Consider the following 26,164-nt stretch of genomic DNA (forward strand, 5'->3'; position numbering starts at 1 on the left):
AGGCGCAATTCAATTGATACAATCACTCCCAAGTTAAGGAGTGATGAGAGATGTTGATCGCATATGGTAGTAAGCTACCTAAGTTACATAGATCCGTCTTTGTCGGTGAAGGTGCCAAGATTATTGGCGAAGTTGAAGTTGGTGAGGATTCAAGTATATGGTTTAATGCCGTACTCCGCGGTGACATGGCTCCCATTATCATTGGAAGCCGCTGTAATATTCAAGATGGTACAGTTGGCCATGTTAACACATCACAACCCCTCATTCTGGCTGATGACGTTTCTGTAGGACATGCCGCTATTATCCATGGTTGCAGTATAGGTAAAGGCACATTAATTGGGATGGGGGCCATAGTTCTGAACGGAGCAGATATTGGTGAATATGCTTTAATAGGAGCGGGTTCAGTCGTGACTGAGAACACAATCATTCCACCCTATACCCTTTCCTTGGGAACGCCTGCTAAAGTGGTACGCGAGCTAACAGAGAAAGATTTGCAACGTATGGCGATGACTATGACTAACTATGTAACCAAAGGAAGGGAATATAGGTTCTCTTAACCATTCGTTTGGAGGTGCATCCAATTGGATAAGTTGAAAGTTACTTACGAAGTCATGTTGGGATTAGCTGCTGAAATGGTCTGGGACGAATGTATACGCAAACATCGTAGTGAAGAGTTATATAAGGAAATTGACAGAGCATTAGCTACAAGAGATAAGTTGGCGTTTACTGAACTTACGGATGAACTTAAATCTTTAGAATGAGGAAATGCATCTATGCATTTCTTCTTTTTTAGTTTAAATTGAATGTTATGTAGAAATAGAGAGGATGACGAATGTGAAGTTCAGTGAGATATCTCGAGAGTCTTGGCCGGAGTTACAACCCTATTTAGATACCTGTATAATTCCATTCACAGGTTTGAGTGGCGATGAATCTCCCGTGGAAGCAACGACTGCATTAGAAAGATTACGTGATTTTATGGATTTAGTTGAAACACGTTATAAAGGTAGGGTCGTGACGTACCCAGCTTTTCATTATGGAAATGAAGATATTTCCAAATTATTGAATGAAATATGTCACAAAGTTAAAGATAGTGGATTCAAGTATGTTATTATTATGACAGCGGATACAATTATAGATGAATCGGAATGTTTAAGCTGTGATTTAATATTGTCACAGAAACAACTAGCTCCATTATACGAGAACGATCAGAGTGTGTTATCATCTATCATTCAAAACAAGGTTGAGAGCCTTTGGAAGATTAACCGCTTACATCAAATGTGACAAAAAACCAACAATTGTTTTATGTGAATCTTTCTAGTCGATATGAAAATGTGTATATTTCTTGACGGTCTTAAGAGGCTAATATATTATTAATATGTCCTGGTAATTTGTGTGATTAATATCATTGAAAATGAAGTGTGAATGGGTTGAAAAAGGGGGTTGAAGACATGGAAAACAACCGAAATGATCATCATGAAGAAGAGCACCAACCCAATAGTCGTAAAGAAATGTCCCGTCGACAATTTCTAACGTATACTTTGGGAGGAGCAACTGCATATATGGCCGCTGGTGCAATCTTGCCAATGATACGTTTTGCAGCTGATCCGATTTTGCATAAGAAAACTGATGGTGATTATGTAAAAGTAGCGGAAGTAAGCAAGATTACCAATGAACCACAAGAATTCTCCTTTGAACTTAAGCAACAAGATGGCTGGTATCCTAGTACAGCTAACTTAATCGCATGGATTCGTAAGGATGAAACAGGTAACATTTATGCGTTGTCTCCGATCTGTAAGCATTTGGGATGTACAGTGGGATGGAATAACAATAGTAATTTCCCAGATGAGTACCACTGTCCTTGCCACGGAGCTAGGTATACCAACGTAGGTAAGAATTTGGCGGTCTCTCCTAAACCACTCGATACGTATAAGGTTAAGATTGAGAATGGTTGGGTATATTTAGGGGCTACTGAGCCAAATACGGAAGTGAAATAGGAGGCGAAAATTTCGGATGTTTAAGAATATCTATAACTGGATTGACGAACGTCTCGATGTCACGCCGATATGGAGAGACGTTGCTGATCATGAAGTTCCGGAACACGTAAACCCGGCTCATCATTTCTCTGCATTTGTTTACTGCTTCGGTGGATTGACATTTTTCATTACGGTCATTCAGATTTTGTCAGGTATGTTCCTGACGATGTATTATGTGCCGGATATCATTAATGCATACAACAGTGTTGAGTATTTACAGACACAGGTTGCATTTGGTCAAATCGTACGTGGTATGCACCATTGGGGTGCGAGTTTAGTTATTGTCATGATGTTCCTACATACGATGCGTGTTTTCTTTACAGGCTCCTACAAAGCCCCTCGTGAAATGAACTGGGTTGTAGGTATGCTCATATTCTTCGTAATGCTTGGTTTGGGATTAACAGGTTATTTACTTCCATGGGATAACAAGGCATATTTTGCAACGAAAGTTACGATGGAAATTGCAAACTCTGTTCCATACTTAGGGCCTGTTTTGAAAGAATTGATGCAAGGCGGTACAATTGTTGGCGCACAGACGTTAACACGGTTCTTTGCCTTACATGTATTTTTCCTCCCGGCTGTACTGTTAACTCTGTTGGTTGGACATTTCATCATGATCCGCAGACAAGGGATTTCCGGTCCACTATAATAGAAGGGAGGTATTTTAATGGCGCACGGGAAAAATTCGGAAGAAAAAATTGTCTATGTTGGTGATTCACGTGTTAAGAAGGCTAAAGGTTTTGTTGTGCCACCTGATTACACGGCTTATCCTGGTAAATCAGAAGCGTTCATCCCTAACTTTTTGTTGAAAGAATGGATGGTTGGGGTTGTGTTTCTAGTAGGATTTTTAGTGCTAACGATTGCTGAACCTGCTCCTTTGGGTTTTCCAGCAAATCCAAGTGCAACGATTATTCCGATGCCTGACTGGTATTTCTTATTTCTTTATGAATATTTGAAATTACCTTATGCTTCGGGAGATTATGTGGTCCTAGGAGTTATTGGTGTCACGGGGGTTGCCTTTAGTGCACTATTACTCGCTCCTTTCCTAGATACAGGTAAAGAAAGACGTTTCTATCGTAGACCTATTACATCTTCACTTATGATCCTTTCGATTATGGCGATTGTATATCTGACTAATGGTGCATGGACCCATTACACTAGTGAAATGGAGAAATCTGGTCAGAAGCCTGAGCATATCCAACGTCATGAAGAAGCGGAAGAGAAACGTGCTAAGGGTCTTCCGACTTCGAATGCAGTTGTAACGAAAGAGGTTGCGATTGTAGAAAAAGAAGATGTAGCTATGGAATCTTACAAATTAGCAGGTTGTATTACCTGTCATGCTGCGGATATGAAGGGTGCAGCTGGACCGTCATTACGTGGTATCGGAGATGTGCATGACAAAGATGCTATCCTAACGATCATTAAAGAAGGATATAATGGTAAGATGGGGCCGCAATACGATAATGCTATTGCAGCAGGTCTAACAGATCAAGATGTAGATCATCTTGCCGAGTGGCTTGCGAAACAAAAAGCAGAATAGTAGGATATAGTTAGATGGAAACCTGATCGGGTTAAACGATCAGGTTTTTTTTGAAAATATAAGTTTCACTAGATACTCTATTCCTTTTATTTCTACAGAGGCGGATACCACCTTGAAAGAGGATAACCCAGCCAGTTCTACCTGAATGATATGATCAATGATGCGCTTAACTTACTGCTTAAGGAGGAACAAATGGTGTCGATTTCTTATTTGTGGAGCCGCTCTTTTCTGTGTAATCGTAAATTTCTATGGCTCTTGTTTATTTGTAATTTAATTGGAACGGTGTACGGATACATATGGTATGGCAATCAAATGGAATACACGTTAGAAAATTATGCTTCATGGTTAATTGTATTTGTACCAGATAGTCCAACGGCAAGCTTGTTCTTTACGATAGGGATAGGATGTTTATTGTACAAGCCTCGTTCTATGTGGGGGAATCAAATACGTTATTTATTTGAAGCGTTAGCCGTGGTCACATCAGTGAAGTATGGGTTATGGGCTAGTAGTATGATCTTTGCGGGTCAATATCAGGGTGACATACTCCAATGGCAAGATTGGATGTTAGTTGTTTCTCACACAGCTATGGTTGTTGAGGCACTGTTGTATGTGCGCTTCTTCGGGTTCAATACGAGTGTGTTGATCGGAGCTGCTGCGTGGACACTATTGAATGATTTTATCGATTATTCATATGGGATCTATCCATGGCTTCCAAGTGTGTTAGGTGATAATTTATCGGCAGTCCAGAATTTCACGATTCTACTTACGATATTTAGTGTTGTTGTATCTTGGATAACATTAAGATTTGCTAGACGAGATGCTCGTAGAGCTTAGGTGAATTGCTAAAGTGAATAATCGAATATGAGCCTGTTTGTTCTATATACATCCCTCTTACCATACATTTACGGTAGGAGGGATGTCCCATGTCTTGTAAATCTATATCTCATCCGATATTATCGATGCTTGTGTTCTTCATCATCGTCTTTATTCCTGATTATCATGTGATCTGGGCGGATGAATCGTCAACACTGCCTACTAAGCAGGCTGAACAGCTGAGTAAGGCTGTAGAGACGTTATATCGTGATGTTGTAGCTGGAAATATAACGAAGGTTCGCGAAGAAACAGTACAGATTGAAAGATTATTTACATCGTCATCGTTCCAGGGACTAACGGAAGTAGAGGGCATTCACGCTCTCGCAGAGTGTATTGTAGAAGTGAAAGTAGCGACGTCTCAAGCCTTACTTCAACCTGAGTTGTGGTTACAAGCGACAGCGAAACTACGGTTAGCCGCAGATAGTCTGAATAATAGAACCCAACCCTTATGGCATCAGTATTATAAAGTGGTGCGTGAGGATTTGAGCACGATGCAGAGTCAACTGAATTTGAATAATAAAGAGGGTTTGAAACAAGCCTATGACAGCCTTCAAACCCATTATGAATTAATTCGTCCTGCCATTGTTATTCAAAAGAAACCTTTTGAAGTGAATATGATGGATTCATGGATTTCATACGCTGGAGGTATAACTACATCGACTTCATCGAAGTCGGACGCGATACAGAGTATGATTTCGCAAGGAGAAGAGCAATTTAACACGTTGTTTGGTAAGAAGAAGGATGAACCTGCGTTTGCGCCACAAATTCAATTTAACACATCGCAGAAGGGGATCTGGATTGGGGCGTTGTTTATAGTCACTATCTTATCCTATGTTGGGTTTCGCAAATATCGTGGAGAAGAGCGCAGTATGAAGACTCTTCCACCACCTAAACTATAAAAAAGGGTCGCTTCACGGCATGAGTTACGGATGCTGTTGAAGCGACCTTTTTTTTATATTATTCCTCCCTAAACCCTTCTCCATGTACATCCCGTACATCGCTAATGATCACAAAAGCCTTGGGATCAATTGACTTTACAATAAGACTTAAACGTCGAATTTCTTGTCTTGAGATGACGCAGTAGACCATATATTTGGCTTGCTTAGAATAGGCTCCAATAGCTGGAATTAAGGTTACGCCTCGATCCATTTCTTTCGTAATCAAATCTGCGATCTCCGGCGCTTGGTCACTAATAATCGTAAATGCTTTGGCGGCGTAGGCCCCTTCTTGAATGAAATCAATAACCTTAGAAGCGATAAATACGGTAACGAAGGTATACAATATTTTCTCTTTAGGAATAAAGAACAGGGATGCACCGATAATCATAATATCCAATGCTAGAATAACTTGACCCATGCTCCAACCGAATTTACGGTTACATATTCTTGCGACGATGTCTGATCCTCCCGTAGTGCCCCCGAAGCGGAATACAATTCCAAGACCAGCTCCAAGTGTTACTCCCGCATAAAGAGCGGCTAGAATGTAATCGTATTGGGTCTCAAAGGGAGATATAAAACCTCTCCGAATTAATATCTCGAAAAACCATAGAAAAAAAGTCAAAGATAAGATACCGACGCCAGAATAGATCATCTGTTTCTTTCCTAATACGATCCACCCTAATATAAAGAGTGGGATATTTAGAAGGAGTGTTGATAATGAAGGAGGAATCTGGAACGCGTAATTAAGTAAGATCGTAACCCCTGTGATTCCCCCCTCCATTAATTGGTTAGGTATAATGAAATAGAGAAGTCCAAACGCGTAAACGGCGGTACCTGCAATGATGGGGATGATCATTTTAAGTTGTGAAATAAGTTTAGTTGATTTCATGGACGCCTCACTTTTTCATATTTAGGAAATACTTTGATTTATTTGTCATTAATAGTATACCTATTTAGGATCCCTATTAAAAATATTTGTTTCAAAATAGCTTTAATATGACATTTGGAGTAAAATGAATATCGAGAAAATCCAATGAAGAAACAAGTATTTCACTAAAGGGGATTGGTTTGAATATGGAGAAATCATTGGCGGAAATGCAACGAGAAGTGGACCTCTATATATCACAATTTCAAGAGGGATATTTCAGTCCATTATCCATGTTAGCGCGAATGTCGGAAGAAGTTGGCGAATTAGCGCGTGAAGTGAACCATCAATTTGGTGAAAAACCTAAGAAGCCAAGTGAAGAAGATAATTCGATTGAGCTTGAGCTGGGAGATATCCTTTTCATAACAATGTGTTTTGCGAATTCCCTAGGTATTGATCTAAGTAAGGCGCATGATTCTGTCATGCATAAATTTAATACGCGTGATGCTAACCGTTGGACCCCAAAAAACACCGATTAGTGATCTTGACATATGCTGTAGTAAAACCAATTTTGAAGGTGTGAACAGCATATGAAATCGGAAGACTTTGTCCAACAGGCATATCATTGTATTTTACAAAATGACTTCATGGAAGCCATTCGTCTTTTTGAAGAAGCCCTTGCAATAAACCCAGACAACGCTGAGATTCATTATAAATGTTCAATTACCTATGCTCGGAATAACAGGATTGATAAAGGAATTGAGCATGCTGAAAAAGCACTTGAACTTGCGCCTGGGAAGGTGATCTATCAATATTATTTACAGCATCTTAAAGCTATGCAACTTGTTCACGAGTCGAAGAAGCAAATGGATCAGATGAACAGTACTTCTGTTGTGAATCTTTATCGGGTGGTGTTTCTGTTAAAAGAAGCCATAGAACTGGATCCGCTGAATGGTGAAGCGTATGTATGGTTAGCTCTAACCTATAGTGAGTTGAATGAACATGCGGCAGCGATCTCGACGTTAAAAGAAGGACTTTATTTAATGCCGGAGGAACAGGGACTCGATAAATTGTTAGAACAATTAAAAAAGAGATTTAGAAAGTATATAAACGATACATTAATTGAGTAAGAAGATGAGGAGATGGGAAAATGTCAAATCCAATTAGAGTTGCAGTTGTAGGTGCTGGCGGACGGATGGGAAGAGAAGTAGTGAAGTTGGTGCTTGAGGATCAAGAACTCGAATTAGCTACAGCATTAGATCGTTCTGCGGGTGGTATAGATGCTGGTATCCTTGTGGGACTACCAGCAAGTGGAGTTATAATTACTGAAGATATTGAACTTGCTTTTGTAGAACATAAACCTGATGTTATGGTTGATTTCACTACGCCACAATCTGCGTATGCAAATACATTATTGGCGATTAAACATGGGGTACGTCCAGTGATTGGAACGACAGGGTTTACACCGGAACAAATCAAGGAACTGGACAAGCTTTGTATTGAGAAAGAGATCGGTGGATTGATCGCTCCGAATTTCTCGATAGGGGCTATCTTAATGATGAAATTTGCTGCACAAGCTAGCAAGTACTTTCCTCATGTTGAGATTATTGAGACTCACGGTGACCAAAAGTTAGATGCACCTTCGGGAACGGCTATCAAAACAGCAGAGATGATTGTTGAGAATCGTGAGGAGCTTCGCCAAGGTAATCCGAATGAAGAAGAAACGATTGAAGGCGCACGCGGGGGCTACTATAATGGATTCCGAATTCATAGTGTTCGACTTCCTGGTGTCTTTGCTCAACAAGAAGTGATCTTCGGTGGATACGGTCAAACACTTAAAATTCGCCATGATTCATATGAACGTGCTGCATATATGCCAGGTGTAAAAGTGGGCATTCAAAAAGTGATGGAGTACACCGGACTAGTATACGGATTTGATCAATTCATTGAATAACTAGGAGTGATAAAAACGATGAAAATTGCATTTATAGCACATGATCGTAAAAAAGAAGAAATGGTTAATTTCGTTATTGCCTATGAACCTGTGTTTGAAGGCCACGAAATGTTCTCTACGGGTACCACGGGACTAAGAATCATGGAAAACACGAGTTTGAAAATTCATCGATTTATGTCTGGTCCACTTGGTGGCGATCAACAAATTGGTGCAATGGTTGCAGAAAATGAAATGGATCTAATTATATTCTTAAGAGATCCCCTTATGGCACAACCACATGAACCGGATATTAATGCGCTTCTGCGTCTTTGTGATGTTCAGGGCATACCGCTTGCAACAAATATTGCAACAGCGGAAATTCTCGTCAAGGCATTAGACCGCGGTGATTTCGCATGGCGTGACCTCGTACATAAGTACAAGCCGATTAGTGAAGAGCTATGACACAACAACTTGATATCCTCGTGTTCGGTGCACATGCAGATGACGCAGAGATTGGGATGGCAGGTACGATTTACAAACATGTTGAAGCTGGTTATCGTGTAGGAATTTGTGATCTGACTTTTGCGGAGATGTCCTCCAATGGTACAGTGGAGACTCGCAAGTTGGAAGCTGAAGAAGCGGGTAAAGTCTTGAAATTGGCTTCACGGAGTAATCTGGGACTTCCAGACCGGGGGTTATACATGACTCCAGACAACGTGAAGGCCGTAACAGAAGAAATTCGTAAGTATGCGCCTCGAATGATATTCGCTCCCTATTGGGAGGATAGACATCCAGACCATGTCGCTTGTAGTAAGCTAGTAGAAGAGGCAGTGTTTAATGCAAAACTTCGGCGGTATATGCCGGAGCGTCCTTATGTGAATGTGGACCAATTGTATTTCTATTTCATTAACGACTTAGGTAAAGCGGATCTTATTGTGGATGTTTCGAAGCAATATGACATCAAGGAGAAGGCTCTTTTGTGCTATCGCTCACAATTCGAAAAGTCTGCTACAGAAACGGTAGTTACACCTCTCAACCAAGGATATATTGAACGGGTGAAATCAAGAGACAGATTGGTGGGTCAACGCAGGTTGGTACCATTTGCTGAAGGCTTTGCAACCAAGAGCCCATTCTTAGTCGAGCGCTTTTAAAGTCATTATTAACTTAACCATTCAAGCAGTTCATTTATATATATTCGTCTCCTACCATGCATAATATAGGTAAGTGAGTGTGAAAAGGAAAGGGGGCGGTCGTTATGGAGCAAGGTCAATCATTAAAAATAGGAATTACATGTTATCCATCTCTTGGTGGTTCAGGTGTAGTGGCGACAGAACTTGGTAAGATATTGGCTGAAAAGGGTCATCAAGTACACTTCATTACGCATAGCATTCCATTTCGGTTAGGTACGACGTTTCAAAAAAATATATTCTATCACGAAGTCGAAGTCAGCGATTATTATGTATTTCGTTATCCTCCTTATGATTTATCATTAGCTACCAAGATGGCACAAGTTGCTAAAATGCAGAATCTTGATATTCTCCATGTACATTATGCTGTTCCTCATGCGGTTTGTGCATTTCTTGCCAAACAAATGGTAGGAGAGAAGTTGAAAGTAGTCACAACTCTCCATGGGACAGATATAACTGTCTTAGCACAGGATGAATCGCTTAAGGATCTTATTCGGTTAGCTATAAATGAAAGTGATGCTGTAACAGCGGTATCAAATGACCTAATTAAGGAAACTAGAGATGTTTTGGATATTAGCCGAGATATTGATTTGACATACAATTTCGTGGATAAACGAGTGTATTATCCTCGCGATACTTCTACGCTACGTGAAGACTTTGCGAATCCGGATGAGAAAATACTGATGCATATTTCTAATTTTCGTCCAGTCAAACGAGTGTCGGATGTTGTGGATATTTTTGCAAAAGTGAATAAAATGGTTCCTTCTAAATTATTATTCGTTGGAGAAGGACCAGAATTGCCCAAAATTCAATGCAAAATTAATGAATTAGGACTCGGTGATAAAGTTCACTTTCTCGGTAAACAAGATGAGATTGCACAGGTGATATCACTAGCAGATGTATTACTACTTCCTTCTGAGAAGGAAAGTTTCGGTCTGGTTGCGTTGGAAGCGATGGCCTGTGGAGTACCTACGGTAGGTTCTGAAGCTGGTGGGATTCCAGAACTTGTTATTCATGGTGAAACAGGGTTCCTCGCACCGATTGGAGCTGTTGATCAGATGGCGGATTATACGATTCGTCTGTTAAGTGACCCTGCTTTGTCTGAAAAATTCATAAATGCATCGCTTAAGCGTGCACGTGAGAATTTCTGCGATGAGTTGATTACGAAACAGTATGAGGAAATTTATTACCGTGTTCTCGGGAGAGAAGTACCGAGTTTCGATCATTTGGATAAGCTATGTAGATAGGCTATCTCGTAAAATTTCCTGAGGGCAGATACGAGTAAGTAAGGCTGTTGTTCTATAGTGTGGGGGCGTTGGAAGTGGTGAAATGGAATTATGCGGAAGATGGAATGGCCGAGCAAAGTGAAAAGCTACTGAGAACGTTATTGGGACAAGGATTCGAAGCCTATTGGGTCGGAGGTTGTGTTCGAGATGAATTGATCGGTCGTCCCGTCCATGATATGGATATGACGACATCCGCTCTCCCGGAAGAAATGATAGGTTTGTTCCAGCATACGATTCCAACAGGAATTCAGCATGGAACCATAACGGTTATGTTACAAGGGCACGCTTTTGAAGTCACCACCTATCGCGTAGAGAGTACATACGAGAATCATCGACGACCCGATGAGGTTACCTTTGTTAAAGAAATTACAGAGGATCTTAAGCGGCGAGATTTCACGATGAATGCTATTGCCAGAGCTGTGGACGGTACATATATAGATCCTTTTGGCGGTCAACAAGATACGGCTAAAAAGATCATTCGATGCGTAGGGAATCCTCTTGAACGGTTTAACGAGGATGCTCTGCGCATGGTTCGTTGTGTACGTTTTGCATCCGTATTTGGGTATTCGATCGCGAAGGATACTTGGAAGGGACTATTGTCTCAGCGTGCTAACTTGGAATACATAGCGTTGGAAAGAATTCGAGTTGAGTTGGAAAAGGTTATAAGTGGAAATAATCCACTTAGAGGACTTGAGTTGCTAAGTCGTAGTCAGCTATTGGATTTCGCAAAAATTCCCGTATTAAGTACGCGGTTCGATCGGGATATCGTTATGGGGATAAATAAAGTATCTCTTGAACCAATCTGTCTGAGGTGGGCTGTACTTCTTTACGCAGGTAGATTTACTTCCGAAGAAGCGGGTCAACAGTTGCGGAAATGGACATTTAGCAATCAGGATAAAGATGAGATTTGCAGTATTCTGCGCTTGGATGAACAGGTAAAGAAGCGTATTCAAATTCAAGATATTGGGATTGCTCAAGAAGAAAGACGCTTATCCTGGATAAGATTGGTGCTGGATAGTGGGAGATCAACGGCACTGAATTGGCTTAAGTTACAAAGAACTCTTCCAGAACATAGACAGTCCTTCCCTATAGAATGGTTGGATTTATTTTCAACATGGGAACAACAAATGAATATTTATCAACTTAAAGATTTGGGGATTACAGGTAGAGAAGTGATGAAGGTTAATAACATTCCAGCTGGTTCTTGGCTTGGAGATTTGCTACAACACTTACTGTTATCTGTGGCAGCAGGTATTGTAGATAACGATAAAAATGGTTTAATTGAGGAAATAAAGCGGGTGAACATGAATCATGGCTGAGGAAACATTGCTGAATATTTTACTTGAGAATCCCAATGGGTTTGTATCGGGTGAAGAAATGAGTCGGAGACTTTCGATCAGCCGCACGGCGGTATGGAAGCAGATCAATAAGCTAAGAACGCTAGGATATGAATTTGAGGCAGTGCCTAACAAAGGTTATCGTATTCTCATGAAGCCTGATACATTGGACAAGTTAACTTTGACAAATGCACTAAACACTGTCGTGATGGGTTCCAATCTTGAGATCATCAAGAGTACAGTCTCTACGCAGGAGGAAGCTAGACAGAGAGCAGAATTAGGTGCACCTGAAGGTAGCGTTATCATCGCCGAAGAACAGACGAGTGGCAAAGGAAGATTAGGCCGAAAGTGGTTTTCTCCATACGGAAAAGGAATCTGGATGAGTCTAATTCTTCGACCGCAGCAATCACTTGAATATACATCGCAACTCACTCTTCTTACAGGTGTGGCTGTCTGCAGAGCTATTAGAAAGACGACAGGTCTACAAGCTGGTATCAAATGGCCAAATGATATTCTGCTGGATCATCGCAAAATATGTGGTATTTTGCTTGAATCAACGATAGAGGACAAAGTTGTTCGATATTGTATTGCTGGAATAGGGATTAGTGTAAATGTAGATTTGGAAGAATACCCCGAAGAGTTACGAGATATTGCTACTTCCTTAAAGATAGTGAGTGGAAGTTCAGTGGATCGTACCGTATTGATTGCAGCTGTTCTAGATGAGTTCGAAACGATGTACCAACTATATAATCAGGAAGGTTTCCTTCCTATCGCATCACTGTGGGAGGCACTGTCGGTTACGATTAATCAAGAGGTTGTATGTCATACACCTGAAGGGCTCAAAGAAGGCATTGCTGTTGGATTAGATCCAAGTGGAGCGCTACTAGTAGATATGGGAATGGGCGATATCGTGCCAGTTATCTCTGGAGATGTCAAACTTAAATGATGAAATATATAATCTGATTTGCTATAATGTATCTGAGGCGGCATCGATCTTGAATCGGACTGCACTTGATCTGTTAGGTTGAACTTTTAATGACGGACTACACTTACTACATGAATAATATAGTGAGTGCGTTGGATTCTGCTCTGAGCCGAAAGGACCGAGACAGAAGGGACGATCGAAAGTGACTCTTTTTTGACTATCGGACCTTTTTAGTGGAAATTGCTAAAAGGTTTTTTTGTTGTGTTAAATATAAAATGCTATATCTCTAACACAACAACGGTGAATACCGAATTGTTCTTCAAAAAAGAAAGGGGCACAAACAACATGACTAAGAAATCAGCACTAAACATCGTGAAAATGAAAAAAATGAAGGCGGAAGGTACGCCATTAAGCATGGTTACTGCCTACGATTACCCTACGGCCAAATTAGCCGAGGAAGCTGGCGTGGATCTCATTCTTGTGGGAGATTCCCTTGGTAACGTGGTGCTTGGATTTAACTCTACAATTCCAGTTACATTGGATGATATGGTCTATCATACTCGTGCGGTTGCTAGAGGGGCAGATCATACTTTCATCGTAGCTGATATGCCTTTTATGACGTATCACGGTAACATAGATGAAACCTTACGAGGTGTGAGAAGGCTTATGCAGGAAGGACATGCACAAGCAGTTAAGATGGAGGGCGGCAAGGAAATATGCGCTGCAGTAGAAGCTGTCGTTAAATCGGGTGTCCCTGTACTTGGACATATTGGTCTAACACCTCAATCCGTGAACCAAATGGGTGGATATCGGATTCAGGGTAAAGATACTGCAGATGCTCAACGATTAATGGAAGAAGCAAAAGCATTAGAAGCAGCAGGTGCCTTTGGAATTGTGTTGGAGTTAGTAACGGAGCAGGTGGCTGAAGCGATCTCGAAGGAATTATCTATTCCGACGATTGGTATTGGAGCTGGACGTTATTGTGACGGACAAGTGCTTGTATTCCATGATATTTTTCAATATGCATCACCTTATATAAATAAACGATTTGTCAAAACTTACGGCGATGTAGGTTCGTTAATCCGTGAAGGATTAGAGAATTATGTTAAAGAAGTGAAGGACCGCTCATTTCCGGCTGAGAATCATGTGTTTGTAGCCGATGATCATGTACTCGATTCTCTTTATGGGAATGGTACAGCAAAGGTGGAGAAATCATGAAGATCATTCGCAATATTGTTGAACTCCGACAAGAAGTGAAGCAATATAGAGTAACAAGTACGGGCAATGGTAAAGTAGGATTTGTTCCTACCATGGGTTTTCTACACGAAGGTCATGCGAGCCTGATGAGTCGTGCCCACGATTTAAGTGACTTGGTGGTCCTCAGCATATTTGTAAATCCAATTCAATTTGGACCTGGGGAAGATTATGAGACATACCCACGTCATGAAGAACAAGATCTAGCTTTGGCTGAGCGACAAGGTGTGGATATTGTATTTATACCCACAGTGGAAGAAATGTATCCTACACAAACGTTGACCAAAATTATGGTTAGTGAAGTCACTCAATTGCTGTGTGGAGCATCACGTCCTGGACACTTTGACGGTGTGACTACGGTTGTAAGTAAGCTGATTAACATCGTACAACCTGATCAAGCCTATTTCGGCTTGAAAGATGCACAGCAAATCGCTGTGCTTCAACAGATGGTGCACGATTTAAATATGAATGTTGAGATTGTACCTTGTCCTATTGTAAGAGAAGCAGATGGCCTAGCGCTCAGTTCACGGAATGTGTATCTTAGCTCAGAAGAACGTAAACAGGCTTTGGTGCTCTCCCGTTCTCTTCTTGAAGTAAAGGGGACCTTCGATTCTGGGGAGTCTGTGAACGTGTCTGAGATTCGAAAGATGCTGATAGCTTTGATTAATAGCTCTCCGATAGCTGTCATTGATTATGTTGAAGTATTGACATTTCCAGAATTAGATCGTATAAACGATGATGTCCTACTTCATGATATTACAGGAAAATTAATTATGGCCGTGGCTGTTAAATTTGGCAAAACACGACTTATAGATAATATGTTAATCACGCCAAAGGAGGCGGTATCTCTTGTTTAGACATATCATGAAATCCAAAATTCACCGTGCAACGGTTACAGAAGCGAACTTAAATTATGTGGGCAGTATCACCATAGATGAGAATCTTATGGAGGCTTCCGATTTACTTGAGAACGAAAAGGTTCAAATCGTTAATAATTATAATGGGGCTCGGCTAGAAACTTATGTGATTCCTGGCCCACGTGGAAGTGGCGTTATTTGTCTTAATGGAGCAGCAGCTCGCTTAGTTCAACCTGGCGATGTTGTCATTATTATTTCTTATGCGGTCATTTCGCAAGAAGAGCTCAGTTCTCACAAGCCTACAGTCGTATTTGTAGATGAGAAGAATCAACCCGTCGAATTTATGGATAAAGAAGTTCATGCGACGATTCGCTAATCAATAGTTCAAGGAAATCATCATAATATGTAATGTATGGGATGGCGCATGAAAAGGGGCACTTCAACAAAAAATGAAGTCAGGTAGACCGCACTGATTTCATTATTGTTAAGGGTGGGATGCAGGCCATGTTTCAACATGTATTCGCTGAAATGAACCACATGTTAGAGGAAATTGTCAAGCATTACCCAACTGCGCAAGAGACACAGAAGCAGATTCTGATTCAGAGATGGAACATGCTTAAGGCCATGAGTGATGGGATTATTGAAGAATGGCTATCGTTTGAAGATAAGATGAGTTCTTTCCGAGAACATACGGTGTTACCCCCTATGTTTCCTTTAGGTGATACACCTGAAATGGGAATGGAGTCATTTGTCAGAGGCCAGGGGTACTTTAAGTTGCTGATGTACCGTCAATCCATACAGCAATTTTCCCAAATCGTTTATGATTATCCTGACAGCTTACTTGCACGAATGTATATTGCGATGGCTCACCTCCATTTGGAGGAAACGTCGGAAGCTTTAGAACATTTCCAATGGATTCTTCCTTTGGCAGAGCATAAGAAGCTGAAAGCCATGATCTATAATGCATTAGGCTGTATTCAGGCTAAACTTGCGGACACGGGTAAAGCTCAGGAATACTTTACTTTGTCATTGCAAAATGATCCAACGCTTCCTGACCCACTTATTAATCTGCAAGTATGCAACCAAAACCGCGGTCAACTCCAGTATGGCAGTCAGCTTATTTCATTGATCTAGCATGATGACTCAAATAAAGGCGATGCCCGTTCCTGCGAAAGCAACGAGTATCGTCTTTTCCTTACGCTTAATGAATAAATTCTGATCTTCTGTTATGCTATTGGAGAGACTGGATTGAAGGGAATACTTAATATGAAATTTGCTGTACTGGACTTTGAAACGACAGGCAACCAGTCCGCCGATGAAATAATTCAAGTTGGACTTGCCATTATTGAAGAAGATCAATCGATATCCCGAGTTTATGGGTCATATGTTAATCCAGGGATTCCAATCCCACCTTTTATATCGAATTTAACGGGGATCACGAACAGTGATGTTGAGAACGCTCCTTCCTTAGAAGAAATGATGATGGAGTTAGTTCCTATGCTGGATGATGTTGTATTGGTAGGTCATAATGTTTCTTTTGACTTTAATTTTTTGCAGAATGCACTTGATCGGTGCGGTTATTTACCATACAGCGGACGGATACTGGATACCATAGATTTCTTGAAAATATGTTTCCCATCGTTAACCACATATCAATTAGGTCAAGTATCTACACAATTTGGTATTGTGCACGATCGACCACATCAAGCCGATAGCGATGCATTGGCAACAGCACATGTTCTATTGAAATGTCTTGATGAATTGATTGGGTTACCGCTAATTACGCTCCAAAGGCTTAGTGAGCTATTTGCTGAAGAGGATAGTGATTTGGCTTGGTATTTCGATGGTTTATGTAGAGAGAAGGAAAAAGAGCCTGCGCAAGACCTTGAGAGTCACAACTTTTATCGTCAATTAGCTTTGGCTGTTGAAGATTGGTCGGACATCTCGACACCGCGTAATGATGCAGATGATAACCCTCTTAAATCCATGGATTTCCCGCAATTCCTTGCAGAGATCGAAGAACGGCTTCGTGCAATTATGCCACAATATGAGGCGCGTGAATCACAGAGCATGATGTTCGGTGAGGTCATGAATGCACTTGAGAATGACAAACATCTTCTTATTGAAGCGGGAACAGGTACTGGGAAATCATTGGGATACTTAATTCCTGCTATTTATCAGAGTGTGAAACGTGAGTCAAAAGTGATGGTAAGTACACATACGATTAATCTTCAGGAACAGTTACGAGAACGTGATATTCCATTACTGACTCAGGTCGTTCCTTTCCTATTTAAAGCTGCAATTTTTAAGGGAAGACAGCATTATTTGTGTTTGAGAAAATTTGAACATAAAATAAACAAAAGAGACTTCGTCAATCCTAAAGAAGATGTGATCTTAGCTGCACAAATGATTGTTTGGTTAGCGCAGACGGAGACAGGCGATGATGAAGAACTGAATCTGGGTGGACGTGGTGGTGATTTCTGGGAAACAGTTTCAAGCGACTCGGATTCTTGCCTTGGACGTGCCTGTCCATGGTTTCGTAAATGTTATTATCATCGTGCGAAGCATGAAGCGGGAATTGCGGACGTGGTGATTACTAATCACTCGAAGCTATTTACGGATGTAAAAGCGGGACACCAACTATTACCAGCTTACGAACACTTAGTTATTGATGAAGCGCATCACTTGGAGGAAGTTGCCGGTAAACATTTGGGACTTCATATGAAGTACTTCACCGTGGTGCATACCCTTACACGACTTTACAAAGATAATCGTAATGGTCAATTCCCGGCACTAATAAATCAATTGCGTTCTTCCAGTGATGAGAAAGCTTCCGATTGGGCGATTGTAATTGACAAATTATGTGGTGAATTGGTTGACGTGAAGGAACATTGGGACAGACTAAATGATATGCTATTTGCTCTTCTTCCTGAGCGAAGTGATGCGGCTCCTGGGGATACAGGGCAATTCGTTCTTCGCTTGCAACCTACAAAGAAACCGAAGGATTGGGATGTATTAGTTGCGATAGAGAATCAGATTTACGTGAGTTTAGGTGAAGTGATTCGTAAATCAGAGAAAATGTTAAACGACATTAAAGAAAATCTAGATGATTTCAGCTCAGACAGCCTGATTACAGATATAAGCGGTCTAATTAAAGACTTATCAAATGAACGTGAAGATCTTCACATGTTCATGGCGCTAAGCGATATAGGCAATGTATACTGGATGGAGGCAAATGGTCACTTCCGTAGTAAATCTTTACAGATGTATGCTGTTCCTGTAGATGTGAGCAAGCTACTGAAAGAAATATTCTTCGATAAAAAGAAGAGCATTATTTTAACTTCGGCTACATTATCTGTCGAGAAATCTTTCCAGTATATGATTGAAAATCTGGGACTTCAGGAATCATCGGATAACGGTCGATTAATGACGGTTCAACTTCCATCTCCTTTCCGTTACCGTGATCAAGCTTTACTTGTTATTCCACGTGATTTTCCAAGTGTTAAAGGGAGTATTGGTGATGCACTCTTCGTAGAGACACTTGTGAAGTCATTGGCTGACACGGCTATCGTTACACAAGGTCGAATGTTAGTGTTGTTCACATCTTATCGTATGCTTCGTCAAGTGTATGAACCACTACGTAATGCCTTATCCTCTAGTGATATAACGATATTAGGACAGGGTGTAGATAGTGGGAGTCGAAGTAAGCTGATTCGTCGGTTCCAAGATAGTAGCGCCTCGGTATTGCTAGGAACAAGTAGTTTTTGGGAAGGGATAGATATCCCGGGTGAAGCATTGACTTGCTTAGCGATTGTTCGCTTACCTTTTCAACCACCGAACCATCCACTTGTGGAAGCAAAGAGTGAACTTCTTAAGCAGCAAAAGAAAAATCCATTCATGAAACTGTCTGTACCGCAGGCAGTGATTCGGTTCAAACAGGGATTTGGTCGATTGGTACGAACAGCAAGTGACAGAGGAATTGTTATTGTTTATGACACACGTGTGATAGAATCATACTATGGTAAACATTTCCTTTATTCACTTCCTGGTCCGAAGATGGAGCATATGCCGACCAATCAAATGGTTCCAAGGATCTCAGAGTGGTTACATGAAGGTGATAAATCCTAAAAGCGGATGTTATAGCTAATTATTAGGGGGAGCAAGAATGAAATCCGAGAAAATTTCAGAAGCTGTCGTCCGGAGATTACCCATTTATTTGCGGTATCTTTCGGGGCTGCAGCGACGAGAAGTGAATACAGTTTCTTCTCAGGAACTAGGTCAAAAGCTTGATTTGAACCCTGCACAAATTCGCAAAGATCTTGCTTATTTTGGTGATTTCGGACGCAAAGGCATCGGGTACGATGTGGCTTATCTCATAGAAAAGATTCGTCATATCCTCAATCTTGATCAACAAATTAATGTTGTTCTAGTTGGTGCAGGTAATCTAGGTCAAGCGTTATCAAATTATAATACGTATTTGAAAGAGAATTTAAAGATAGTTGCAGTATTTGATGCTTACCTTCCTAAGGTGGGAACGCTCATTAATTCTTTAAAGGTTCAACCTATGGATGAACTTTCTGATACCATTAAAGAACAGAACATACGGATCGGTATTATTACTGTTCCTGAACAAGAAGCGCAACAAGTTGCAGATAAACTCATAGAAGCGGGCATTGGGGCTATTTTGAATTTTGCTCCGATTGTATTGAAAACACCAGCGAATATTCGCGTGCACGCTGCTGATTTCACAACAGATATGATTAGCCTTGCTTATTATTTGGATAATGGAAAGGAAGATTTGGAAGATGATAAACAACCAATCGGGGAATTGGATTATTAAGAATGGTACGTTTGTTGTTCTGAATAATGAACAAGCCGTATTAAAGGGATATATGCTTGTCGAAGATGATCTTATAACATATATTGGTGAAGAGAAACCTGAATGCTCTGATGATATTCCAGTAGTGGATGGGAGCCATCTATTGTTCTTACCGGGTCTTGTCAATACACATGGACATGCAGGAATGTCATTGTTAAGAGGCTACGGGGATGATTTAGCTCTTCAAGTATGGTTGCAGGAAAAGATGTGGCCTATGGAAGAGAAATTTACTTCTGAAGATGTCTATTGGGGAGCGTCATTATCTGCCTTAGAAATGCTAAAAGGCGGAACAACGACTTTTCTAGATATGTATGATCACATGGATCAAGTCGCTAAAGTCGTTCAAGAATCGGGTATTCGTGCTGTTCTCACAAGGGGCGTAATCGGTTTTTGTTCTGAAGAGATGCAACAACATAAACTTAATGAAGCAATTAACTTCGCTAAAGACTGGAACGGACAGGCCGATGGACGGATTACGACGATGATGTCTCCTCACGCTCCTTATACATGCCCTCCAGCCTTTTTCGAGAAATTTGTACAGGCGGCTCACGATCTAGACCTTCCCATGCATACACACATGTCAGAGACGCTGAGTGAAGTGGCACAGAATGTGGCTGACTATGGTCTTCGTCCTACGCAACATTTAGAGAAGCTTGGCATGTTCACTCGTCCATCGATTGTTGCGCACGGTGTGCACTTGACCGATGAAGAGATTGAAATATTAGCGACTCATGATGTCGGCGTATCTCACAATCCGGGAAGTAACTTGAAACTTGCGAGCGGTATAGCGCGTGTAACAGATCTTCTGAAAGCTGGAGTAACGGTATCGCTTGGAACAGATAGTGCAGCTAGTAATAATAATCTTGATATGTTTGAAGAGATGAGACTTGCAGCACTGATTCACAAAGGGATTTCGGGTGATCCGACAGCTATACCTGCGGCTGTTGCACTTCGGATGGGCACAACATATGGCGCTAAATCATTGTTTCTAGACAACGTAGGAAGATTGGCACCGGGAATGAAGGCTGATTTCATTGCACTAAATACCGATCAGGCACATTTCTTACCTCATACGGACTTCATCTCGCATTCAATCTACTCTGCTAGTGCTAAAGACGTAGAGCATGTATGGGTCGATGGCAAGCAAGTAGTCAAGAACGGAGCTTGTCTCACATTAGACGAAGAACGAATTCGCCGTGAAGCTCAATCGGCTTTCGAGGGCTTACTAAATCGGTAAGAGTATAGGAAAGGAAGTTCAGGTTGAAGAACAAGAAGAATTTTATATTACTAGGAATTGCAATCTTCGTCGTCATAGTATTCGGACTCTATCGCTACTACATATACACTATGCAAGATCAGTGGAGCCAAGAAGAAATGGCAATTATTGCAGCGAAACAACATAGTGATTTAATAAAAGTGACTCGAACTGAGAAATCGGTCTGGGATAAAGTGGTTTGGGTGATTGAAGGCAAAGATAAGAATGATCAGAGTCTTCTGGTCTGGGTTCCGTTCACGAAAGATTATAAAGTGGATGAAACATCGGGAGCCATTCACAGTGAATTATTACAGAATGGATTGTCAGAGAGTCAGATGAAGGCTAAAGTTCAAAATGAACTCCCAAACATAAAAGAGATTCGTTTGCAACTGGGTATGTTCAATGGGAATGATGTGTGGCAACTTTTTTATAGAGACCAAAATCATTATTATTACCGTTTCTATAAATTTAGCGATGGAAGACAACTGGGCGAACAGTATACTTTGCCAAATCGATAACTATAATGGGCGATCAAGTCATGTAAAAGGACTTGATCGTTCTTAATTTAAACCGACTGACTCATCCTATTAAGTATGGAGAGTCGGTTTTATTTGTGTTTTACATACGTTTTTTCATATATCCATATATTTTCAAAAAAATAGTATAGAGAGTATGATATACTTTTTCGTGTACTAAGTATGTATATTATTATCTATCAACTCACGAAAGGGGATTGTTATATGAAATTTCGTATCTTGCCCATTGCATTAACGGTAATCATCACTGGTTCGCTTTTGTTTGGCGGATGGTTTGTATATAAGCAAGTGAAGGTTCAGAATCCACTCGAAAAAATAGTGACAGAATATGAAGGAGTTAATACTGCACAATTGAATATTACCCGCAACGAGGTTGTTGTGAAACTTGATATTGAACCAGGTACCCGATTACCCGGATTGGTTCAACAAATCACGACTGAAGGAAAGTCTATCGTTGGGAAGCGTACATTGAAGTTAGATGTGAAGGAACACCCAACAGCTAACATAAATGAATTCTGGGATAAAGCGATGTTTCCTGTAGCGGAGGCTATGGAGAATAAGCGCTATACACAAATTGTAGATAAATTGAAAGAAATGGAACAAGATTCGACTGTGAAAGTGACAACTGAAATGGACGATAAGAATGTGTATATTAGTCTAACGGATGGAGAGGCAAGTAAATTTATCATTCTACCACGTGATCCAAACGTGCTGGGGGTGTGGAAAAATGCCTAAGTTATTGAAAGAAATATTGATTGGTTTTGTGCCGATATTGCTTATCTTTCTTGCTTTTATAGGTGTGAATATTATTCCAGTTCTCTTTGTGGGAGGGTTAGTGGCTGGTCTTCTGACGTTTACTAAAATGCGTGGTGGGATTGCGGTAGGTACATCAACTGATCGTAAACGTAAGAAGAAAGGTCCTAGTAAGCTGACCTTTGATGAAATTGGAGGCCAAGAGCATCCCAAGGAGGAATTGATGGAAGCACTCAATTTTCTCATTCGACATGAAGAAATTCAGAAATATGGGATTCGCCCATTGAAAGGTATATTACTGACAGGCCCTCCGGGAACAGGAAAGACATTGCTTGCAAAAGCAGCTAGCCATTATACGGACTCTGTGTTTGTAGCAGCATCAGGCAGTGAATTTGTTGAAATGTATGTGGGTGTTGGTGCGGGAAGAATTCGTGACTTATTCCGAGATGCACGCACGAGAGCGCAGAAAGAGAACAAGCAAAGCGCAATTATTTTTATAGATGAGATTGATGTCATCGGAGGAAAACGTGAAGGTGGGCAACAGCGAGAGTATGACCAAACCTTAAATCAGTTATTAACCGAAATGGATGGTATATATAATTCGGAAAGTCCACGAATACTGCTCATTGCTGCAACGAATCGTAAGGAGATGTTGGATAGTGCCCTTCTCCGTCCAGGGCGGTTCGATCGACACATTCAAGTGGACCTTCCTGAGAAGAAAGGGCGCAAGCATATTCTAGATATTCATGCGAAGAATAAACCCATTCATAAAGACGCTAACATGGATAAAATTGCGGAAGAGTCCTATGGTTTCTCTGGAGCACAACTTGAGAGTGTGATGAACGAGGCTGCTATTTATATGATGAGAGAGAACAAGGTTGAAATTGAACAGCGGCATATGTCGATGGCAATAGATAAAGTTATGATGGGTGAAAAGACAGATCGAGAGTCTACCCATGAAGAGAAAAAGAGAGTGGCCATACACGAATTAGGACATGCGATCATGGCGGAAATTGTTCGTCCTGGAAGTGTTAGTCAAGTGGCACTTACGCCCCGAGGTCAAGCTCTAGGGTATGTTCGACACAATCCACAAGATGAACAATATCTGTATACGAAGGCATTTCTAGAAGAACAGATTATGATTGCGCTTGGTGGGGCTGCTTCGGAAGAAATTTACTATGATGGACGAAGCACGGGATCTAGTAATGACTTTGAACAAGCACTAAATATTGTACAAACGATGATGAAGTCAGGATTAACGTCCTTGGGTATTATTAAGATAGAAATGGTGACGACAGAACTGTTAATGAAAGAGAATAACGTCATTTTAGAACAATTAATGACACGTACTCGAAACATACTTGAGCAACATCGAAATGTCTTTGATCATTCACTGGAGATCCTACTTACAGAGGAAAATCTATCAGGAGAGCAATTTCGATGTCTATTTCGTGAAACTTCACTTTTACCAGCATAAAATATGATGCTGGTTATTTTTTTTTACTTTTGTTCCATGCTAAGATATTATAGTATGTTGGAGCGAAATTATCGTATTTTTCGACAAAAAGGGTACAATACCGAATATCAGACATAGAGAGGGAGTTGCATACCGTATGTTATTTAAAAAGATTGGTGTCATCGGTGGTGGTACGATGGGACAAGGAATCGCTGAAATGCTTGCTGCAAAGGGCATTGAAGTATTATTGGTAGAGAAATCTGCTGAGAAATTAAATTATTCTTATAATATGATTGAAACAAGTCTCGACAAACAGCTTGAGAAATGGGGAATCACCCAAGCGGAGAAAAAGCTTATCCTAAGCAGAATCCAAAAAGTGGTTCATTTCGCGGAGCTGGGTAGCTGTGACATGGTTATTGAGACGATCTCTGAAGATATTGAAGCAAAAAAACAAATATTCTCACAATTGGATCAAGTGTGTCCTAATAATATTATTCTTGCTAGTAATACATCGACACTTAGTTTGACGGAACTCGCAAGCTCTACGATGTATCCTGAACGTGTCATTGGCATGCATTTTATTCATCCCGTTGGAAAAGTGGATTTAGTTGAAATCATTCGTGGTTTGAAGACATCAGATATTACATTCTTAGAAACGAAACGTTTTGTTGAAGAAGTGGTAAGTAAAAAGGGAATTATGATCTATGAATCACCTGGTTTTGTCTCTTCTCGACTAATCTGCTTATTAATTAATGAGGCACTTCATCTTCTTCAAGAAGGCGTTGCTTCTGCTGAGGATATCGATGATGCAATGCGTATTGGTTACCAATTTCAGAATGGTCCTCTAGAAATGGCTGATCGCTTCGGGCTTGATTCCGTACTTGCAGCTCTTGAAAGAATGTTCCGTGAATTTGGTGAATTGAAATATCGTCCGTCTACTATACTTAAGAAGATGGTTCGTGCAGGGCATCTAGGCGTTAAAACAGGTGAGGGATTCTTCAAGTACGACAAGGATGGTGACCGTGTATGAATATTCTAGTTATTAATTCAGGAAGTTCTTCTTTGAAATATCAATTGTACGATATGAGAGACGAATCCGTATTGGCTAAAGGTCTTGTAGAAAGAATTGGGATGGATTCTTCGATACTGACTCATAAACCTACTGGTGGTCAGGAAGTAACTCAAGTCAATGAGATTTTGGAACATAATACTGCCATTCGAAAAGTACTTTCATTGCTAACAGATCCTGAGCATGGTGTTATCAAATCGGTGGATGAGATTGAAGCTGTAGGTCATCGTGTTGTCCATGGAGGAGAGTCGTTTAAGACATCTGCTATTGTTGACGGTCAAGCTAAGTCAGAAATACGTCGTTTGTTCGACTTAGCACCACTTCACAATCCAGCAGCAATGATGGGGATTACAGCAACAGAAAATAATATGCCAGGTGTTCCTCAAGTTGTTGTTTTTGATACCGCCTTTCATCAAGCAATGCCTGAGAAGGCTTATTTATATGCGATCCCGAAAGTTCTGTATAATAAATACAAAGTACGCCGTTACGGCTTCCATGGTACTTCGCATGAATATGTTAGCCAGGTCGCAGCGGAGTTTCTTGGCATAGCTATTGAAGATCTGAAGATTATAACTTGTCATATCGGGAACGGGGGAAGCTTAACTGCCGTTCAAGGAGGCAAATCAATTGATACTTCTATGGGCATGACTCCTCTAGAAGGTTTGATGATGGGAACTCGTAGTGGAGACCTTGATCCAGCGATCGTACCGTTCGTCATGAACAAGGAAGAATTGACTGTGAATGAAGTGAACTCTATGCTTAATAAGCATAGCGGACTTCTAGCAATATCCGGAATCAGCAGTGATATGCGAGAAATTACAGATGGCATGGCGAATGGCGATACGAATTGTACACTCGCTTTTGAAATGTACGAATATCGTTTGCGTAAATACATTGGTTCTTATGCTGCAGCTATGAATGGTGTCGATGTGATTGTATTTACAGCTGGAGTGGGCGAGAATTCCGTTGTTGTTCGTGAAAAAGTATGTGAGAATTTAACTTATCTTGGCGTGGAAATTGATGATGCTCTTAATGCTATTCGTTCCGGTGAACCACGGTTGATCTCAACAAGTGATTCTAAAGTGAAAGTATTGGTCGTTCCAACCAATGAAGAATTGGTCATTGCACGTGATACGTACCGCATTGTTAATGATTTGAAATAATTGTATTTATTATGAATACATTATC

The 26,164-nt window shown here is 40.7% G+C and carries 29 protein-coding genes; 28 read left to right on the forward strand and 1 reads right to left on the reverse strand.

Annotation, left to right across the window (positions count from 1 at the left end; translation table 11 throughout):
- The first annotated feature begins 50 nt into the window (after positions 1 to 50).
- The 8 genes from PGLA_RS06425 to PGLA_RS06460 all read left to right on the forward strand — a co-directional run bounded on the left by PGLA_RS06425 (position 51) and on the right by PGLA_RS06460 (position 5,345).
- Positions 51 to 557 (forward strand): gamma carbonic anhydrase family protein, encoded by a 507-nt coding sequence (locus PGLA_RS06425; protein WP_068530455.1) that lies wholly within the window; start codon positions 51 to 53, stop codon positions 555 to 557.
- 24 nt (positions 558 to 581) lie between these two features.
- Complete coding sequence (locus PGLA_RS06430; protein WP_068530458.1) at positions 582 to 761, forward strand: IDEAL domain-containing protein; 180 nt, start codon at positions 582 to 584, stop codon at positions 759 to 761.
- A gap of 73 nt (positions 762 to 834) precedes the next feature.
- Positions 835 to 1,281 carry a DUF2487 family protein gene (locus tag PGLA_RS06435; protein WP_068530461.1) on the forward strand — a complete coding sequence of 149 codons (447 nt, stop codon included), beginning with the start codon at positions 835 to 837 and terminating at the stop codon, positions 1,279 to 1,281.
- Positions 1,282 to 1,448: 167 nt separating this feature from the next.
- Complete coding sequence (locus PGLA_RS06440; protein ID WP_068530465.1) at positions 1,449 to 1,994, forward strand: Rieske (2Fe-2S) protein; 546 nt, start codon at positions 1,449 to 1,451, stop codon at positions 1,992 to 1,994.
- 16 nt (positions 1,995 to 2,010) lie between these two features.
- Positions 2,011 to 2,682, forward strand: a complete 672-nt coding sequence (gene qcrB / locus PGLA_RS06445) for a menaquinol-cytochrome c reductase cytochrome b subunit (RefSeq protein WP_068530469.1) — start codon at positions 2,011 to 2,013, stop codon at positions 2,680 to 2,682.
- Positions 2,683 to 2,700: 18 nt separating this feature from the next.
- The gene (locus PGLA_RS06450) at positions 2,701 to 3,573 is read left to right on the forward strand and encodes a menaquinol-cytochrome c reductase cytochrome b/c subunit (RefSeq protein ID WP_068530473.1); all 873 of its coding nucleotides are present in this window, start codon (positions 2,701 to 2,703) and stop codon (positions 3,571 to 3,573) included.
- A 195-nt stretch (positions 3,574 to 3,768) separates the two neighbouring features.
- Positions 3,769 to 4,407 carry a DUF1405 domain-containing protein gene (locus tag PGLA_RS06455; protein WP_068531326.1) on the forward strand — a complete coding sequence of 213 codons (639 nt, stop codon included), beginning with the start codon at positions 3,769 to 3,771 and terminating at the stop codon, positions 4,405 to 4,407.
- Positions 4,408 to 4,496: 89 nt separating this feature from the next.
- Entirely contained in the window at positions 4,497 to 5,345 is an 849-nt protein-coding gene (locus tag PGLA_RS06460) for a sporulation protein YpjB (protein WP_068530476.1), read from the forward strand.
- Positions 5,346 to 5,403: 58 nt separating this feature from the next.
- Here PGLA_RS06460 and PGLA_RS06465 read toward each other — a convergent pair whose 3' ends face one another.
- Positions 5,404 to 6,273, reverse strand: coding sequence for a YitT family protein (locus tag PGLA_RS06465; protein WP_068530480.1), 870 nt, complete (start codon positions 6,271 to 6,273; stop codon positions 5,404 to 5,406).
- A 185-nt stretch (positions 6,274 to 6,458) separates the two neighbouring features.
- On the opposite strand from PGLA_RS06465, the gene PGLA_RS06470 reads away from it, so the two are divergent.
- The 20 genes from PGLA_RS06470 (at position 6,459) to PGLA_RS06565 (ending at position 26,139) form a co-directional block, all read left to right on the forward strand.
- Entirely contained in the window at positions 6,459 to 6,788 is a 330-nt protein-coding gene (locus tag PGLA_RS06470) for a nucleotide pyrophosphohydrolase (protein ID WP_068530482.1), read from the forward strand.
- A gap of 51 nt (positions 6,789 to 6,839) precedes the next feature.
- A complete protein-coding gene (locus PGLA_RS06475; protein WP_068530485.1) occupies positions 6,840 to 7,379 on the forward strand; it encodes a tetratricopeptide repeat protein in 540 nt (179 codons plus the stop codon).
- Between the two features lie 20 nt (positions 7,380 to 7,399).
- Positions 7,400 to 8,203, forward strand: coding sequence for a 4-hydroxy-tetrahydrodipicolinate reductase (gene dapB / locus PGLA_RS06480; RefSeq protein ID WP_068530489.1), 804 nt, complete (start codon positions 7,400 to 7,402; stop codon positions 8,201 to 8,203).
- 18 nt (positions 8,204 to 8,221) lie between these two features.
- Positions 8,222 to 8,644: a methylglyoxal synthase gene (locus PGLA_RS06485; RefSeq protein WP_068530491.1), complete on the forward strand. Its 423-nt coding sequence runs from the start codon at positions 8,222 to 8,224 to the stop codon at positions 8,642 to 8,644.
- Positions 8,641 to 9,333: a bacillithiol biosynthesis deacetylase BshB1 gene (gene bshB1, locus PGLA_RS06490; protein ID WP_068530494.1), complete on the forward strand. Its 693-nt coding sequence runs from the start codon at positions 8,641 to 8,643 to the stop codon at positions 9,331 to 9,333. Before PGLA_RS06485 ends, bshB1 begins: the two co-directional genes overlap by 4 nt.
- A 104-nt stretch (positions 9,334 to 9,437) precedes the next feature.
- Entirely contained in the window at positions 9,438 to 10,616 is a 1,179-nt protein-coding gene (bshA, locus tag PGLA_RS06495; protein ID WP_068530497.1) for an N-acetyl-alpha-D-glucosaminyl L-malate synthase BshA, read from the forward strand.
- A 74-nt stretch (positions 10,617 to 10,690) separates the two neighbouring features.
- Positions 10,691 to 11,974, forward strand: a complete 1,284-nt coding sequence (locus PGLA_RS06500) for a CCA tRNA nucleotidyltransferase (RefSeq protein ID WP_245699738.1) — start codon at positions 10,691 to 10,693, stop codon at positions 11,972 to 11,974.
- Positions 11,964 to 12,938, forward strand: a complete 975-nt coding sequence (locus tag PGLA_RS06505; protein ID WP_145939495.1) for a biotin--[acetyl-CoA-carboxylase] ligase — start codon at positions 11,964 to 11,966, stop codon at positions 12,936 to 12,938. Before PGLA_RS06500 ends, PGLA_RS06505 begins: the two co-directional genes overlap by 11 nt.
- 324 nt (positions 12,939 to 13,262) lie before the next feature.
- Entirely contained in the window at positions 13,263 to 14,135 is an 873-nt protein-coding gene (panB, locus tag PGLA_RS06510; protein WP_068530504.1) for a 3-methyl-2-oxobutanoate hydroxymethyltransferase, read from the forward strand.
- A complete protein-coding gene (gene panC / locus PGLA_RS06515) occupies positions 14,132 to 15,028 on the forward strand; it encodes a pantoate--beta-alanine ligase (protein WP_068530507.1) in 897 nt (298 codons plus the stop codon). Before panB ends, panC begins: the two co-directional genes overlap by 4 nt.
- Entirely contained in the window at positions 15,021 to 15,404 is a 384-nt protein-coding gene (panD, locus tag PGLA_RS06520; RefSeq protein ID WP_068530510.1) for an aspartate 1-decarboxylase, read from the forward strand. Before panC ends, panD begins: the two co-directional genes overlap by 8 nt.
- 128 nt (positions 15,405 to 15,532) lie before the next feature.
- Complete coding sequence (locus tag PGLA_RS06525; protein ID WP_068530513.1) at positions 15,533 to 16,162, forward strand: tetratricopeptide repeat protein; 630 nt, start codon at positions 15,533 to 15,535, stop codon at positions 16,160 to 16,162.
- A 132-nt stretch (positions 16,163 to 16,294) separates the two neighbouring features.
- Positions 16,295 to 19,156, forward strand: a complete 2,862-nt coding sequence (gene dinG / locus PGLA_RS06530) for an ATP-dependent DNA helicase DinG (protein ID WP_068531329.1) — start codon at positions 16,295 to 16,297, stop codon at positions 19,154 to 19,156.
- 37 nt (positions 19,157 to 19,193) lie between these two features.
- Positions 19,194 to 19,868 carry a redox-sensing transcriptional repressor Rex gene (locus PGLA_RS06535; RefSeq protein WP_068530516.1) on the forward strand — a complete coding sequence of 225 codons (675 nt, stop codon included), beginning with the start codon at positions 19,194 to 19,196 and terminating at the stop codon, positions 19,866 to 19,868.
- On the forward strand, positions 19,834 to 21,144 hold the full coding sequence (locus tag PGLA_RS06540; protein ID WP_068530519.1) for an amidohydrolase: 1,311 nt from the start codon (positions 19,834 to 19,836) through the stop codon (positions 21,142 to 21,144). The genes PGLA_RS06535 and PGLA_RS06540 overlap by 35 nt, the downstream gene beginning before the upstream one ends.
- Before the next feature lie 23 nt (positions 21,145 to 21,167).
- On the forward strand, positions 21,168 to 21,680 hold the full coding sequence (locus PGLA_RS06545; protein WP_068530521.1) for a cell wall elongation regulator TseB-like domain-containing protein: 513 nt from the start codon (positions 21,168 to 21,170) through the stop codon (positions 21,678 to 21,680).
- Positions 21,681 to 21,902: 222 nt separating this feature from the next.
- Positions 21,903 to 22,433, forward strand: a complete 531-nt coding sequence (locus PGLA_RS06550; protein WP_068530524.1) for a hypothetical protein — start codon at positions 21,903 to 21,905, stop codon at positions 22,431 to 22,433.
- On the forward strand, positions 22,426 to 23,928 hold the full coding sequence (locus PGLA_RS06555) for an AAA family ATPase (RefSeq protein ID WP_068530527.1): 1,503 nt from the start codon (positions 22,426 to 22,428) through the stop codon (positions 23,926 to 23,928). The genes PGLA_RS06550 and PGLA_RS06555 overlap by 8 nt, the downstream gene beginning before the upstream one ends.
- A gap of 136 nt (positions 23,929 to 24,064) precedes the next feature.
- The gene (locus tag PGLA_RS06560; protein ID WP_068530530.1) at positions 24,065 to 24,937 is read left to right on the forward strand and encodes a 3-hydroxyacyl-CoA dehydrogenase family protein; all 873 of its coding nucleotides are present in this window, start codon (positions 24,065 to 24,067) and stop codon (positions 24,935 to 24,937) included.
- Positions 24,934 to 26,139, forward strand: coding sequence for an acetate/propionate family kinase (locus tag PGLA_RS06565; RefSeq protein ID WP_068530534.1), 1,206 nt, complete (start codon positions 24,934 to 24,936; stop codon positions 26,137 to 26,139). The genes PGLA_RS06560 and PGLA_RS06565 overlap by 4 nt, the downstream gene beginning before the upstream one ends.
- Positions 26,140 to 26,164: the final 25 nt, after the last annotated feature.

Source organism: Paenibacillus glacialis (genome assembly GCF_001637205.1).
GTDB classification, from domain to species: Bacteria; Bacillota; Bacilli; order Paenibacillales; family Paenibacillaceae; genus Paenibacillus_AQ; species Paenibacillus_AQ glacialis.